This is a genomic window from Gordonia sp. NPDC127522 (assembly GCF_042672305.1).
In the GTDB taxonomy this organism is placed as follows: domain Bacteria; phylum Actinomycetota; class Actinomycetes; order Mycobacteriales; family Mycobacteriaceae; genus Gordonia; species Gordonia hongkongensis.
In genome coordinates this window covers 1-15,346 of sequence record NZ_JBHXVK010000010.1, presented here as the reverse complement: position 1 = coordinate 15,346, position 15,346 = coordinate 1, and the positions used below count along the sequence as shown (strand labels likewise).

Sequence of the window (15,346 nt, the reverse complement as noted above, 5' to 3'; positions counted from 1 at the left end):
CCACCCGACGGTCCCCGGTGTGTCCGACGAGGTGGAGGAGTGCGCCGGGATCTGTGCTGGCGGCAAGTAGGATTTGAGGATGACGTCGAACAGCGAGAGTGCGACCAGCGCAGGCCAGCCGGCGCCGACGACCGGGCCGCCGGACGTCATCGGCACGCCGCTGAGTCCGACCGCGACCAAGGTGATGGTCCTCGGAGCAGGTGAACTCGGCAAAGAGGTCGTGATCGCGTTCCAGCGCCTGGGCGTCGAGGTCGTCGCCGTCGATCGCTACGCCGACGCGCCCGGCCACCAGGTCGCACACCATGCCGAGGTCATCGACATGACCGATCCCGCCGCCCTGCACGCGGTCATCGACAAGCATCGTCCCGCGTACGTGGTGCCCGAGATCGAGGCGATCGCCACCGAGGCCCTCGTCGACGTCGCCGAACGCGGTATCGCCGAGGTCATCCCGACCGCGAGCGCTGTCGTCGCCACCATGAACCGCGAAGGAATCCGACGTCTCGCCGATGAGGAACTCGGGCTGCCGACGTCGCCGTATCTCTTCGCCGACACCCTCGAGGAGGTCACCGTCGCGGCCCGCCAGGTCGGGTTCCCGTGTGTGATCAAGCCCGTCATGTCGTCGTCGGGCAAGGGACAGTCGGTCGTGCGGGGCCCCGAGGAGCTGGCCTCGGCCTGGGAGACCGCGAACACCGGCGGTCGGGTGCAGGGCAGTCGCGTCATCGTCGAGGGCTTCGTCGAATTCGATTACGAGATCACCCTTCTCACGGTTCGTGCGATCGATCCGGCCACCGGCCGGCTCACGTCCCACTTCTGTGCGCCCATCGGTCACCGGCAGATCAACGGCGACTACGTGGAGAGCTGGCAGCCCCATGAGATGAGCACCGACGCCCACGCCTCGGCGACCTCGATCGCGGCGCGCATCGCCACCGCGCTCGGTGACGGAAAGCTGGCCGGGCGCGGCGTTTTCGGCGTCGAACTCTTCGTCAAGGGCGACGACGTCTACTTCTCCGAGGTCAGCCCGCGACCCCATGACACCGGCCTCGTCACGATGGCGACCCAGCGCCTGTCCGAGTTCGAGATGCATGCACGCGCGATCCTCGGTCTCCCGGTCGACGTCACGCTCGCGTCCCCGGGTGCCTCGGCCGTCATCTACGGGCAACTCGACGAGCCGGCGATCGGTTTCGAGAACGTCGCCGCCGCACTTGCCGTACCCGAGACCGACATCCGGCTGTTCGGCAAGCCCGAGAGCTTCCACCGCCGGCGCATGGGCGTGGTCACCGCGACAGCCGATGACGTGCCGGTCGCGCGTGAACGTGCCGTCCGCGCCGCGTCGCTCGTCACACCCGTGCCGGGCCGCCCGGCCGTTCGCAAGGCCACCACCCTTCCGCCGACCCCGTCCCCGGCGCCTCCGCGACGCCCCGGGCCACCGCCCGGCCCGGTCGGCCCGCCGCGCGGACCCGTGGGCCCGCCTCCCGGTGTACCGAAACCGCCGGGTGCGCCGCTGGGACCGCCGCCCGGTCGTCCGGGACCGCCGCCCGGTCGTCCGGGACCGCCGCCCGGGCCCCGGCCACCCGCACCGCGGCCGGCCGGGGGGCCACGCCCGGTACCGCCCGCACCGATCCCCCCGTCGGGGACCCCGCCGCGTCCGGCGGGCCCGCCGCCACGGCCGGCCCCGCAGGAAAAGGCCCCGCACGATCAGGCCCCGGCGATGACCTCGATGGTCAAGACCGACGACCGGCCCGCCGACGCGCGCCCCGGTGCGTCGTCGAAGCCCGGCGAGTGATCGGACGAGGTCCGGGTGCCGTTCTGGGGTGAGCTGCTGGTCGCAGCGGTGATCTTGGTGGGCCTGGTGGGCATCGTCGTGCCGATCCTGCCCGGCACCTTGCTCATCGTCGGCGCACTGTTCGTCTGGGCCCTCGTCGTGGGTGGTTGGGCCTGGTCGGTGTTCGCTCTGGCCCTCGTCGTCATCGGCGTCGGCGAGGTGCTCAAGTACCTGATCGCGGGCCGGTCGCTGCGCGCGGACGCGATCCCGAACCGCACGATCGTGGTCGGGGGCCTGGTCGGCATCGTCGGCTTCTTCGTCGTCCCCGTCATCGGCCTGCTGCTCGGCTTCATCGTGGGCGCGCTGGCATCGGAACTCGTCCGCACGCGCAGCTTCGACGGCGCGTGGCGGGGCGCGTTCTCGGCGCTGAAGGCGGCGGTGAAGACGATCGGCATCGAACTCCTCTTCGCGCTGATCGCGACGGGCATCTGGACCGGCGGCGCCTTCACCTGGTGACCGAACGGGTCGCGGCGCCGGCCGTGACCTGCCAGTATCAAATCTTGTGATCGCGGTCACCGATTGATGTGTACAGTCGTGCACCGAAGGGTAATACCGGTCAGTAACTCCAGCCGTGGGGATTTCTAGGGGAGGAGTCTGAGTGAACCTGTTGAAGTGGAGCAAGCGGCCGGCGGCCGGGGTCGAGGCCCGGAAGCCGGAGGTCAACATCATCCGGGGTCTGGTGGCCCGAGCGACCACCCCGTTGCTGCCCGACGACTATCTGCACCTGATCAATCCGCTGTGGAGCGCGCGCGAGCTCCGCGGCAAGGTGCTCGACGTGACCAAGGAGACCGACGACACCGCCACAGTCACCATCCGGACGGGCTGGGGGTTCCCCGAGTCGTACAAACCCGGCCAGTACGTCGGGATCGGTCTGCAGATCGAGGGCAAGTGGCACTGGCGGTCGTACTCGCTGACGTCGTTCGGCGCCAACGAGGACAAGACCATCGCGATCACGGTCAAGGCGAACCCCGACGGATTCCTGTCGTCGCATCTCGTCGACGGCGTCAGCCCCGGGACGATCATCCGGCTGCAGTCGCCGAAGGGCGACTTCCATCTGCCCGAGCCGGTTCCGGGCAAGATCCTGTTCGTGACCGCGGGCAGCGGGATCACTCCCGTCATGGCGATGCTGCGTCAGCTGAGTTCGCACGGTCAGACACCCGACATCGTGCACATCCACTCCGCGCCCACCCGCGACGACGTGATCTTCCTCGACGAGATGGAGAAGCTCGCCGACGAGGCCGACGACTACGATCTCAATCTCCAGCTGACCAAGGAGATGGGCAAGTTCGACGTCTCACGGATGGACGAGTGGGCACCGGACTGGCGCGAACGCGAATGCTGGGCCTGCGGACCGGTGGCGCTGCTCGACGCGATGGAGGCCCACTACGAGGACGGCGGCCTGCGCGAACGGCTGCACGTGGAACGCTTCGCCATCGCCCGCACCGACCACGGTGGCGAAGGCGGGACCGTGAAGTTCGCGATCTCGGATAAAGAAGCCGAGATCGACGGCGCCACAACGCTGCTCGAGGCGGGCGAGAACCTGGGAATCCAGATGGCGTTCGGCTGCCGGATGGGTATCTGTCAGACCTGCGTCGTACCGCTCGCCGGGGGATACGTGCGTGACCTGCGCACCGGCGAGGAACGTCGCGAAGGAGAACGAATCCAGACATGCATCAGCGCTGTGTCTGGTGAATGCACCCTCGATCTGTAGGAGGCTTCATGGCCATCACCGACATCGATCAATACGCACATCTCACCGAGAGCGACATCGAGACCCTCGGCGCCGAGTTGGACGCCATCCGTCGGGACATCGAGGAGTCGCGGGGCGAGGCCGACGCCAAGTACATCCGCCGGGCCATCACCCTGCAGCGCAGCCTCGCTGCCGGTGGCCGGCTCGCCCTGATGTTCAGCGACAAGAAGGTCGCCTGGGCTGCCGGGACCGCGATGCTCTCGCTCGCCAAGATCATCGAGAACATGGAACTGGGCCACAACGTGATGCACGGCCAGTGGGACTGGATGAACGATCCGGAGGTCCACTCGTCGTCGTGGGAGTGGGACACCACCTGCCCGAGCGTGCAGTGGAAGCACTCGCACAACTTCGTCCATCACAAGTACACGAACGTCGTCGGGATGGACGACGACGTGGGCTACGGAATCCTGCGCGTCACCCGGGACCAGCCCTGGGAGTGGTGGAACGTCGGTAACCCGATCTACAACCTGACGCTCGGCACGTTCTTCGAATACGGTGTCGCGCTGCATCATCTGGAGACGGAGAAGCTGCGCAACAAGGAGAAGACCTACCGTCAGGCGGCCAAGGATCTCCGGGTGATCGGCACCAAGGTCGGCAAACAGGCGGCCAAGGACTATCTGATCTTCCCGGCTCTGGCGGGTCCGAACTGGAAGACGACGCTCACCGCGAACTTCACGTCGAACATCATCCGGAACTACTGGGCGTACATGGTGATCTTCTGCGGTCACTTCCCCGACGGAGCCGAGAAGTTCACGGTCGACGAGTTCGAGAACGAGGACCAGCCGCGCTGGTATCTGCGTCAGATGCTGGGATCGGCCAACTTCAAGGCCGGACCGCTGATGCGGTTCATGAGCGGGAACCTCAGTCATCAGATCGAACACCACCTGTTCCCCGACCTGCCGAGCAGCAGGTACGAGGAAATCGGTGTGCGTGTCCGCGAGTTGTGTGACAAATACGACCTGCCGTACACGACGGGGACCCTCCTGGGTCAATATGCCCAGTCGTTCCGGACCATCGCGAAGCTGGCACTGCCGAACTCGTTGTTGAAGGCGACGTCGGATGATGCGCCCGAGACGGCGTCGGAGCTGCGCTTCGCGATCCGGGAGGGGATGAGCGACCACTTCGGCGTCGACCCGGAGACCGGGAAGCGGCGGGGTCTGCGGACGGCGTTGCGTGAACTGAAGAACTCGCCGGTGCGGTCGGCCCATGTGGGGCGGGCCGCGTCCGGGAGTCCGGGACGGAACCAGCACTGACACAACAGATGTCGCGCATCGTTGCGTATCCCGCGACGATGCGCGACATCTGCGAATCGCGCCCGGGCGTGGTGTGTCCGTGTCAGAATGACGCACGTGCGCATCGGGATGACCATGCCTGTGATGGAGCCGGATCTCGACGCCGAGATGCTCCACTCGTGGGCCACCACCATCGACGACGGTCCGTTCAGCTCACTGTGCTGGGGTGAACGCATCGCGTTCGACAATCCGGAATGCCTGACCCTTCTCGGCGCGCTGGCGGCGTGGACGCGACGGGTGCCGCTCCTGATGACGGTCGTCGTGCCGCAGCTGCACGACCCGGTGATGCTCGCCAAGTCGCTGGCGACCGGCGACATGCTGTCGGGAGGACGCCTCACCGTGGCACTCGGGGTCGGTGGGCGGCACGAGGACTACCGGGCGGTCGGCGCGGACCCGTCGACGCAGACCATGCGCCAACTGGCCGAACGCGCCGCGACGATGAAACGGGTGTGGGCCGGAGAGAAACTCACCGAGTCGGTCCTGCCGGTCGGTCCGCCGCCGCATCGTAAGGGTGGTCCGGTACTGCACGTCGGGACCACCGGGCCGAAGACGATTCGTAGCGCGGTCGAGTGGGCCGACGGAATCGCCGGGGTCACTCTAGATCTCGATGCCGGCAAGCAGAACGAACTCTTCGACGTCGCCCGGTCGGCGTGGGCGGATGCCGGTCGGGCGGCACCGCATCTCGCGACCTCCTTCTGGTTCGCAATCGGTGGGGGCGACGGTCCCCGAGCGCAGGTGACCCGGCACCTGCATCACTACATGAACTGGATCCCGTCGGAGTTCGTCGACGCGATCGCGCCCACCACCGGGTGGGCGGGCACCGAGGCCGAGCTCGCCGAGGTGCTGCGGCGGTTCGCCGACATCGGTACCGACGAGGTGCAACTCATCCCGACGAGTACCGACCCCGATCAGCTCCGGCGCGCCGCGGACGTGGCGGCCGCGTTCTCCTGACGGATCGGGGAGCCGGGCGGACCTAGGATGCGAACTGCTCCCGCAGAGCCCGTTTGAGGATCTTCCCGGTCGCCCCGAGTGGGAGGGCCGTCACGACGTGCACGGTCTTCGGGACCTTGTAGCCCGCCAACCGGGTCCGGGCGAACGCACGGAGATCGGCCTCGGTGGGTTCGTGCCCCGGAGCGGCCACGACGAACGCCGTCACCTCTTCGCCCCACGTGTCGTGCGGCAGCCCGACCACCGCGACCTGCGCGACGTCCGGGTGGTCGCCGAGAACCGCCTCGACCTCGGTGGGATAGACGTTCTCGCCGCCGGTGATGACCATGTCCTTGAGCCGGTCGGTGACGTACACATAGCCCTCGGCGTCGACTCGGCCGATGTCGCCGGTGTGCAGCCAACCGTCGCCGTCGATGGTCGCCGCGGTCTCGGCGTCGCGCCGGTGGTAGCCGCGGGTCGCCTGGGGTGTCCGGACGCAGATCTCGCCCTGTTCGCCGGGCGGTGCCTCGGTGCCCGATGCGGCTCTGATGCACAGTTCCACCCAGGGGTATGGGCGGCCGACGGAGCGGAGCAGGTGCGCGCGCTCGGGGTCGGTGCCGTGGTCCGCGGCGTCGAGTTGGGTGACCGCGCCGTGGGTTTCGGTGAGTCCGTACACCTGGAACAGCGGCGTACCGAAGGTGCGCAGCGTCCGTCGCAGGAGTGCGGGGGTGATCGGCGCGGACCCGTAGGCGATCGACCGCAAGGCCCCGACATCGGCCTGGTCGGCGCCCGGTACGTCCACGAGCATGCCGATGACGGTCGGTACCAGGAAGACATTCGTGATGCGTTCGCGGACAAGGGTGTCCAAGAGGGACTCCGGGGTGAAGTCGGCGATGACCACGTTGTGCGCACCGTTGGCGAGCCCCACCAGCGCCCAGCCCAGCCCGCCGATGTGGAAGAGGGGCATGGCGCAGAGGCTGACCGACGAGTCGTCGAAACCCCACGGCCCGCCGGCCTGCGTGCAGGCGCCCAGATTGGTGTTGGAAGTGAGCACCCCCTTGGGCCGGCCGGTGGTGCCCGAGGTGTAGAGCTGGAGGACCACGTCGTCGGCGTCGCCGACGTGGCCCGGATCATTCGGGGACGACGCGGCCAGCAACTGTTCGTACGAGAGCGGTTGTCGTGGATCGTCGAACGCGATTGGGTCGTCGAGAGTGTCTGTACCGGAACGGATTTCCGTCACGGCGTCGAGATAGTCGCGGTGGCAGACGATCAGACGTGCCTGGGCGTCGTCGACGACCTCGCCGAGCTCGCGGACCGAGAGCCGCCAGTTCAGCGGCACGGTGACCGCGCCGATCTTCGCGGCGGCGAGTACCGTCTCGATGATCTCCGGAGAGCTCTTTCCCAACACCGCGATCCGATCGCCGGCTCGGATACCGCGGTCGTGCAACACGTTCGCGAGGCGGCTGGTGCGGTCGTCGAGCTGCCGGTAGGTGAGCTGCGCCCCGGCCCCCGACAGCGCCGGGGCGTCGCCGTCGAGGCGTGCGCGGAGCCGGGTCTGCTCGGCCAGACGGTAGTCGGTCGGCGTCGTCATTCGGCAGCCGCCAGGTCGGCGAGGTGGCGCATCACATCGGGATACCGGCGCAGGTGCGCACCGCCGTTGATGTTGATCGTCTCCCCGGTGACCCACCGCGAGTCGTCGGAGGCGAGATAGAGGACCGCGTCGGCGATCTCGTCCGGCCGGCCGTTCCGCCCGAGCGGGGTGTTCTCGGTGAAGTCGTCCTGGATGACCGGGATCGAGGTGAGGGTGTGCACCAGCGGGGTGTCCACGAGTCCCGGGGAGATCGAGTTGACCCGGATGCCGCGCGGGGCCAGCTCGAGCGCGGCGACCTCGGCGAGCATCACCATGCCCGCCTTGGCCGCGCAGTAGCCCGCGAAGCCGGCCGCAGGCTGGCGGGCGTTGAGAGAGGCGATGCCGATGAGCGATCCGCCGTCGTTCAACGTTCGTCCCGCGTGCTTGGTCACCAGGAACGAACCGGTGAGACACAACTCGATGGTCGTCTGCCACTGCTGCGCGTCGAGGTCGACGATGAACCCCGGGATGTTCAACCCGGCGCAGTTCACCGCGATGTCCACACCGCCGAGGTCGTCCGTCACCCCGGTGAAGAGCGCGGCCACCGACTCCTCGTCGGTCACGTCGACCCACCGCGCCTGTGCGCTACTGCCGAGGTCTGCGGCAACAGCCTCGGCCGCTTCGAGATTCACGTCGGCCACGGTCACCGCTGCACCGTGGACGGCCAGGGTCCGGGCCGCGGCTTCGCCTATGCCCGAGCCGCCGCCGATGACGACGGCGATCTTGCCGTCGACACGCTTGTCCGTCATGGTCTCTCCCTCTCGCCGGGTGTGATCGGTGGTCACCGGGGCAGGTTCTCGTAGTAGGGAACGACGATCTCGTCGGTGCTCGTGACGTCGCCGAGCATCATGGTCGTGATCGGGTGGACGACGCCCGGCTCGATCTCGGCGTTGATGCACGCGGGGACACCGGCGCCCAGTGCCTTGTCGACGGCGGGCGCGAGATCGTCGAGGTGCTTGACGCGCATGCCGATTCCGCCGAAGGCCTCCGCGATCTTCTCGTAGTCGCTGTCGGCCAGCTCGGACACGACCACGCCCTCGGGTCCGAAGACGGCCTCCTGTCCGTGGATCGACATACCCCAGACGGCGTTGTTGAAGACGACTGTGGTCACCGGCAGGTGGTGACGGGCCATGGTGTCGAACTCCTGCGGGTGGAAACCGGCCGCGCCGTCCCCGGTGATCAGCACCACGGGTGCGCCGGGCCGGGCCCGTGCCGCTCCGATCGCGAATCCCGGTCCGACACCGAGGCATCCGAGGTAACCCAGCCGCAGGACGCTCCCCGGACGGCCGACGGCGACGAAGAACTCCGCCCAGGACGGGGCCTCGGCGCCGTCGAGCACGAAGATGGTGTCCGGCGGGCAGGCCTCGACGATCGCCTTGGCCGCGAAGTAGGGGTGCATCTTCCCGGAGTCGGTGGTCGCGTCGGGGAATCCGGCGGCGTGCGCGCCCTTGGCGGCCTTGACGGTGCCCGCCCACTCGGTCCAGTCCGGCCAGGTCCGTCCGGCGGCGGCAGTCGTGAGTTGTTCCAGCGCGGCGCGGCAGTCGGCGACGATCGGCACCTCGACGTCGTAGATCCGGCCGATCTCGGCGGGGTCGATGTCGATCTGGATGATCTTGGCGCCCGGGAACATGCTGGCGCGGCCGCCGGTGAACATCCCGGCTCGCGTGCCCGCCATGACGACGACGTCGGGTGTGGGTGCACCGAGGGCCGGGATGGTGCCCATCGACAGCAGTCCGCCACCGGCGAGCGGGTGGTCGGCCGGGATCGCACCGTCGGCCTTGCCCGGGTAGAAGACGGGTACGCCGACGGTCTCGGCGAAGGCCACGAGCGCTTCCTCGGCGCGGGAGAAGGTGATCCCGCCGCCGATCACGATCGCGGGGTTCGATGCGGTCTGCAGCAGATCGAGAGCAAGGGTCACGGCGTCGGGGTCCGCCCCGGACCGCGTCGAGACCCGGTAGTTGGTGGGGAAGCGCACCTGCTCGTCGTCGGCCTCGCCGAACATGACGTCGATGGGCAGTTCGAGCAGGACCGGACCCGGCACGCCGCTGGTGGCCTTGCGGATCGCGAGCGCGACGATCTCGGGGACGCGGGCGGCGTCGGTGATCCGGTAGGCCCACTTGGTGACCGGGTCGGCGGCGGCGATCTGATCGAAACCACCCTGCAGCGGGTTGGTCTCGGTCTCGCGCAGCGGAGGCGCCCCGACGACGAACAGAGTCGGCGAGCGGTCCAGGTAGGCATTGGCCAGCGCGGTGTAGACGTTGGTGAACCCGGGTCCCGAGGTGACCACGCAGACGCCGAAGCCGCCCGTGACGCGTGCGTAGGCGTCGGCGGCGTGGCCGGCGCTCGCCTCGTGCCGGGTGTCGGTGAGCCGGATTCCCTCTCCGGCACAAGCGATCAGGAAGGCGTCGAGGTGTCCGCCGTGGAGGGTGAAGACCTCCGTCGTGCCGGCCTGGGCGAGTGCGCGGGCAAGGAGTTGACCGCCGTTGACAGTTGCCATTGTGGGGACCTTTCGAGAGCCGTCCAACGTGTGCGGCTGAGAGTAACTGCGATCACAGTGCGACGCCAGAGTCGCATTATGCAAACACTATCGTCGATGGCACGATGGGCGCATGGCGCGCTCCTCCCCGCAGACCGAACGCATCGTCATGCTGATGCAACTGCTGACCGACCAGCCGACGACGGCCCGGAGCCTGGCCGACATTGCGCGGCACCTCGGGGTCTCGAAGCCCACGTGCTATCCGATGGTCATCGCGCTGACCGAGGCGGGCTGGCTCCTCCGGGACCCGGTCAGCAAGGGCTATCGGCTGGGACCCGCGGTGGTCCCGATCGGTGACGCGGCGTCGCGGGCGATGGCCCCGGTGGAGGTCGCCCGCCCGCTGATGCGTGATCTGGCCGACGAAAGCGGCATGGCCGCAATCGCTTTCGTACCCTCGGGGGCCGACCTGGCCATCGGTGAGATCGTGCAACCCGTGACCGGTCGCCGCGGCACGCTCGGCCTGCGCCTGGGTGACACCCTGGAGATCGCGCCCCCGCTGGGTGCGGGGCTGGCCGCGTGGTACCCGCCCGATCGGCTCGACGAGTGGCTGCTCCTCGGGGCGGACAACGTCGGGATCGACCACGCCGAACTGCGCGAGCTCTACCGGCCGATGCTCGAGGTGATCCGCGGCCGCGGGTACGCGGTGGAGTGTGCTGACCAGCGAGAGCAGTCGCTGTCGGCGACCATCGCGGGGTTGCGCGGTACGGGTGTCGCCGGTCAGCGCGCGGTCTCCGCGCTGCGCGAGGCGCAGCGTCGTCTGTCCACCGACGTCGTGGTCGGCGAGATCGACCCGGCCGCCGATTACCGGCCCATCTCCGTCAACGCGGTCGCCTTCGCGCCCGGCGGGGTGCCCGCGGTCATCGTCGCGGTCGTCGATGCACGGACGACGATGCTCGGGCGCGATGTCATCGAGCTCGGTGGCAGGGTGCGGGCCGCCGCGGCGGCCATCACCGAAACGCTTGGCGGGGCCACGCCCGTCCGGACCTAGGTCATCGGGCGGGTGCTCAACCCGTCGGCTGCTCCTCGACGGCCCGCCCGGGGCGCAGCATCACGAGTGCGAGGATCGCGGCGGCCGCGGTGAGCACGCCGGAGAACGTGAGGCACAGACGCATTCCGTCGAGGAAGGCGTCGCCGACGGCGTTCATCACGGCGGGGGCGTCGGCGCCGAGGTTCAGGCCGCTTGCGGCAGCCAGGCCCTCGGTGTCGACCGCACCGACCACCCGGTCACGTACCGGCTCGGCGACACCGGCATCGATCAGCTTCTGCGGCAACGAGTTCACCGCACCGGCGGTCAGGAGGGCGCCGAGCACGGCCGGGCCGAGCGCGCCGCCGACCTGACGGAAGGCGTTGTTCCCGGCTGCGGCCATCCCCGACAGGTGATAGGGCACGGCCGACACCGCGGTCGCGGTCATCGGCGCCATCACCAGTCCCATTCCGAGCCCGAGCACGACCAGACGCCACGAGATGGCGGCGAAGGAGGTGTGGGCGTCGAGGGTCAGCAGCGCGAACTGGGCGCCGGCGACCATCAGGAGTCCGCCGCCGATCAGGAACCGGGCGTGAATCCGATGCATCATCTTGCCGGCGAGCCCGCCGACCAGCATCGAGGCGCCGTTCATGAGGGCCAGCCGCCAACCGGCCTCGACGGTGCCGAGTTGCTGCACCAGCCCGAAATACATGCTCAGCACGAAGATGAACCCGATCAGAGCCAGGAAGGCGATCATCGCGACCAGGGTGGTGGCGGTGAAGGCACGGCTCCGGAAGAGGTCGAGGTCGAGCATCGGACTCGCCGAACGCTTTTCGATGATGACGAACCCGACTGCGGCGACCGCGGCGGCCAGCAGCGCGACGACGACGCGGGGGTCGCCGAAGCCGTAGACGCCGGCCTCGATGACGCCGAACACGAGTGCGGTGACGGCGATCGCGGCCGAGATCTGGCCGGGCCAGTCGAGGCGACGGGCACGGGGTGCGCGGGATTCCGGGAGCATCGTCGCGGCCACCGCCAGCGCGATGAGGGCGATCGGAATCGGCAGCAGGTAGATCCAGCGCCAGCCGGCGGACTCGGCGACCGGACCCGCGACCAGCGGCCCGACGGTCAGCGAGAGCATGAGCGCCGACGCCCAGATGCCGATGAACTTGCCCCGTTCCCGGAAGTCGGGGACCGCGTGGCTGATCAGTGCCAGGGTCGTGGGCAGGAGGGCGGCCGCGCCCGTTCCGGCGAGCGCCTGTCCGATCCACACCATGCTGATCGATTGCGCACACAGCGCCACCAACGCGCCCGACGCCGTGAGGCAGAGCCCCACCAGATAGACCTTGCGACGGCCGTGCACGTCGCCGAACACTCCGGCGGTGAGGATGAATGCGGCCATCGGCAGGACGAACGCGTCTTGTACCCAGGACAACTGGGCGGTCGAGGCGCCGAAGGCGGTGCCGATCGCCGGCAGGGTGACGGCGACGCTCGTGATGGGCAGGTAGGCGACGAAGACGCCGAGGCAGGCCATCACGACGGTGGCCGTCCGACGGGCCGGGGGAGTCGGTACGCCGGTGGGAACGGGGGAGATGGTCGCGGTCAACGCGCTCGCTTTCGCAGGTCGATGAGGGTCGCCGAACGGCGCAGGAGTTCATTGTCTGGTCCGCGTCTGCGAAACCACGCACAGATGCTGAGTGCCGGTATCGATACGGCACTGTGGGTCGCGCGGCGATACACTTCCTCCACCATGGACGACATCGACGGCACGATCCTCCGTGCGCTCCAGGTGTCGCCGCGTGCGACGTTCCGCCAGCTGGGTGAGGTGGCCGGGATCTCGGAGCAGACCGCGGCGCGCCGCTACCAGGCGATGCGGCGGGCCGGCGTGATGAAGGTGGTCGGGATCATCAAGCCGTCCGTCCGCGGCCAGTCGGAGTGGGTGGCGCGGGTGCGGTGCCGTCCGGACCGGATGGAACCGCTCGCGTCCTCGCTCGCCCGCCGGCGTGATGTCGCCTTCGCGTATGTCGCGTCCGGTGGTGCGGAGATCATCTGTCTCATCCGGGCGCCGCTCGGCGTGGCCGGTGAGGAGGCCATCGCCAAGACGTTCCCCGCCCGAGCCTCGGTGACCGACGTCCGCATCGATCTCGTCCTGCACGCCTTCGATCCCGGTCACCCCGCGTCGAGGTGGACCGGATTCGGTGGCCACCTCTCCGATCGGGACCGCGACCTCCTCGTGTCCGCTGCGGCTGCTGTGGTCGACGACCTGCCGGAGGACCCCGAGCAGGACGATCCGTCGTCGGATGCCCCGGCGGGTGGCGCGCGGTTGAGGGCCGACGATGCCGTGCTGATCGATGCGCTGACCCAGGACGGTCGGCGAGCGCACCGCGAACTGGCCCGGATCTGCGGATGGACGGTCGGACGAGTGCGACGCCGGCTCCGCACGCTCGAACGCGGGGGTGCGCTGTTCTACGACGTCGAGATCCTTCCCGACCGGCTCGGCTTCGGCCTGAGCGCCACGCTGTGGTTGACGGTGACCCCTTCGGCTCTCGATCAGGTGGGCACCGAACTCGCGGCTCACGACGAGGTGGCGTTCGCGGCGGCGATCAGCGGCGAGTGGAACCTCATGGTGTCGGTGATCTGCCGGGACACCGCGCATTTCCACGACTATCTGCGCACCCGGGTCGCCGCGATCGGCAGTGTCACCGGGTACTCGGTCAGCATCCGGATGCGCCGGCTGAAGCAGAACGCCTCGCTTGTGGTGCAGGGGCGGTTGATTCAGCCGGTGTGATACCCGTGGCAGGGTAGCGTCCACGTGTGATCTCGCCACAGCGTGCCGACCGCGGCCTGGTGCGGTTGTGTCTGCTGGCGGTCATCGCCGGTCTGCTGACCGGCGTACTCGGTGGAGCCTTCCGCTGGTGCCTGAACCACCTCGACCGCGGGCGGGTCGAGATGCTCGACTGGTCGGCGGGACTCGGTGTCCCCGGGTGGCTGTTCCCGATCGCGGTCACCGCGACCGGTGCGGCGCTCGGCGCGCTCGCCGTCCGGCTGGTGCCGACCGCGGCGGGAAGCGGTATCCAACACGTGGAGGCCGTCGAGCGCGGGGAGGCGTCTCCGGCGCCCCTGCGCCTCATCCCGGCCAAGTTCTTCGGCGCGCTCGCCGCGATCGGTTCCGGACTCGTGCTGGGCCGCGAAGGCCCGACGGTGCACATGGGTTCGGTAGTCGGTGCGGAGACCGGCCGGCGCGGCGGTCTCGACGACGCCGACGTCCGGGTGATGCAGACGTCCCTCAGCGGCGCCGGACTCGCGGTGGCGTTCACGGCTCCGATCGGCGGCGCGCTCTTCGCACTCGAGGAGGTCGGCCGCTCGGTCCGGTTGCGTCTCGTGGTACCCACGGTGTTCGCGGTGGTGGCGGCCGTCGCCGCCGGTCGGGTCATCCTCGGCGACCGCCCGGATTTCGAGGTCCCCGCCCTCGACGTGCCGTCGGTGACGGTGTTACCCGTCTTCGTGGTCTTCGGGCTCGTGTCCGGCGTCATCGGGATCGCCTACAGCCGAATGGTTCTCGGCACCCTCGGCTGCGTCGGCCGGTTCTCGCGGATACCGCCGATCGGACGCGCCGCCCTCATCGGCGCGGTGATCGGTGCCTTGCTCGCCGTCGACGCGCACACCGCGGGCGGCGGCGACGGCCTCACCCAGTCCGTCCTCGACGGTGGTGTCGTGCTCCCGGCGCTCGTCGCACTGTTCCTCGTCCGGTTCGTCGCGGGTCCGCTCTCCTATGCCGCGGGCACGCCGGGTGGCCTGTTCGCGCCACTGCTCGCGCTCGGCGCCCTGTGGGGCGCCGCCTTCGCCGAGGTCGCCGACATCGTTGTCCAGCAACCGGATTCGAGTGCCTCGGGATTCCGTGGTGCGATGATCCTCGCCGGCATGGCGGCGCTGTTCGGCGCGGTCGTGCGGGCCCCGCTCACCGGGATGGTCGTCGTGATGGAGATGACCGCGACGACCACGGTCGCCCTCCCCATGCTGGCCGCGACCGCCGCCGCGGTGCTCGTCGCCCATCTGTCCGGGTCGCCGCCGGTCTACGACTCGCTCCGCGAGCGGATGCTCGCGAAACCGGCTGGGCGAGAGGAGCCTCCCTCCGCTCCCTGAGGAGCGGGCTTGCGAGCGTCACCCCGCTCCCTGAGGAGCGAGCTTGCGAGCGTCACCCCGCTCCCTGAGCGAGCTTGCGAGCGTCACCCCGCTCCCTGAGCGAGCTTGCGAGCGTCACCACCCGCTCCCTGAGGAGCGAGCTTGCGAGCGTCACCCCCGCTCCCTGAGGAGCGAGCTTGCGAGCGTCACCTCCTGCTCCCTGAGGAGCGAGCTTGCGAGCGTCACGAAGGGTCTTGGTGAGTCGGGTTGCGAAGACCCTTCGTGACGCGCCCTCCGCAAGCT

Annotated in this window: 12 protein-coding genes; 8 read left to right on the top strand and 4 right to left on the bottom strand. The window is 69.3% G+C overall.

The window, feature by feature from the left end:
* Positions 1 to 79 precede the first annotated feature (79 nt).
* The 5 genes from purT to ACFVHY_RS16080 all read left to right on the top strand — a co-directional run bounded on the left by purT (position 80) and on the right by ACFVHY_RS16080 (position 5,815).
* Positions 80 to 1,783 carry a formate-dependent phosphoribosylglycinamide formyltransferase gene (purT, locus tag ACFVHY_RS16100; RefSeq protein ID WP_390273598.1) on the top strand — a complete coding sequence of 568 codons (1,704 nt, stop codon included), beginning with the start codon at positions 80 to 82 and terminating at the stop codon, positions 1,781 to 1,783.
* 15 nt (positions 1,784 to 1,798) lie between these two features.
* Positions 1,799 to 2,278 (top strand): DUF456 domain-containing protein, encoded by a 480-nt coding sequence (locus ACFVHY_RS16095; protein ID WP_068970718.1) that lies wholly within the window; start codon positions 1,799 to 1,801, stop codon positions 2,276 to 2,278.
* 142 nt (positions 2,279 to 2,420) lie between these two features.
* Positions 2,421 to 3,533 carry a ferredoxin reductase gene (locus tag ACFVHY_RS16090; RefSeq protein WP_137809966.1) on the top strand — a complete coding sequence of 371 codons (1,113 nt, stop codon included), beginning with the start codon at positions 2,421 to 2,423 and terminating at the stop codon, positions 3,531 to 3,533.
* Between the two features lie 8 nt (positions 3,534 to 3,541).
* A complete protein-coding gene (locus tag ACFVHY_RS16085) occupies positions 3,542 to 4,825 on the top strand; it encodes a fatty acid desaturase family protein (protein WP_390273596.1) in 1,284 nt (427 codons plus the stop codon).
* 108 nt (positions 4,826 to 4,933) lie between these two features.
* Entirely contained in the window at positions 4,934 to 5,815 is an 882-nt protein-coding gene (locus tag ACFVHY_RS16080) for an LLM class flavin-dependent oxidoreductase (RefSeq protein ID WP_390273593.1), read from the top strand.
* Positions 5,816 to 5,837: 22 nt separating this feature from the next.
* Here the strand turns inward: ACFVHY_RS16080 and ACFVHY_RS16075 are convergent, their stop codons facing one another.
* The 3 genes from ACFVHY_RS16075 to ACFVHY_RS16065 are packed head-to-tail and all read right to left on the bottom strand — an operon-like array spanning position 5,838 to position 9,918.
* Entirely contained in the window at positions 5,838 to 7,382 is a 1,545-nt protein-coding gene (locus ACFVHY_RS16075) for a long-chain-fatty-acid--CoA ligase (RefSeq protein WP_390273590.1), read from the bottom strand.
* The gene (locus tag ACFVHY_RS16070; protein WP_390273587.1) at positions 7,379 to 8,170 is read right to left on the bottom strand and encodes an SDR family NAD(P)-dependent oxidoreductase; all 792 of its coding nucleotides are present in this window, start codon (positions 8,168 to 8,170) and stop codon (positions 7,379 to 7,381) included. The genes ACFVHY_RS16075 and ACFVHY_RS16070 overlap by 4 nt, the downstream gene beginning before the upstream one ends.
* A 32-nt stretch (positions 8,171 to 8,202) precedes the next feature.
* Positions 8,203 to 9,918 carry a thiamine pyrophosphate-binding protein gene (locus tag ACFVHY_RS16065; RefSeq protein ID WP_390273585.1) on the bottom strand — a complete coding sequence of 572 codons (1,716 nt, stop codon included), beginning with the start codon at positions 9,916 to 9,918 and terminating at the stop codon, positions 8,203 to 8,205.
* Between the two features lie 112 nt (positions 9,919 to 10,030).
* Here ACFVHY_RS16065 and ACFVHY_RS16060 point away from each other — a divergent pair, with 112 nt between their 5' ends.
* Positions 10,031 to 10,945, top strand: coding sequence for an IclR family transcriptional regulator (locus tag ACFVHY_RS16060; RefSeq protein ID WP_390273582.1), 915 nt, complete (start codon positions 10,031 to 10,033; stop codon positions 10,943 to 10,945).
* Between the two features lie 16 nt (positions 10,946 to 10,961).
* On the opposite strand, the gene ACFVHY_RS16055 is transcribed toward ACFVHY_RS16060, so the two are convergent.
* Entirely contained in the window at positions 10,962 to 12,527 is a 1,566-nt protein-coding gene (locus tag ACFVHY_RS16055) for an MFS transporter (protein WP_390273580.1), read from the bottom strand.
* Positions 12,528 to 12,671: 144 nt separating this feature from the next.
* On the opposite strand from ACFVHY_RS16055, the gene ACFVHY_RS16050 reads away from it, so the two are divergent.
* Positions 12,672 to 13,709, top strand: coding sequence for an Lrp/AsnC family transcriptional regulator (locus tag ACFVHY_RS16050; RefSeq protein WP_390273578.1), 1,038 nt, complete (start codon positions 12,672 to 12,674; stop codon positions 13,707 to 13,709).
* A 26-nt stretch (positions 13,710 to 13,735) separates the two neighbouring features.
* Positions 13,736 to 15,064, top strand: a complete 1,329-nt coding sequence (locus ACFVHY_RS16045; protein WP_390273576.1) for a ClC family H(+)/Cl(-) exchange transporter — start codon at positions 13,736 to 13,738, stop codon at positions 15,062 to 15,064.
* Positions 15,065 to 15,346: the final 282 nt, after the last annotated feature.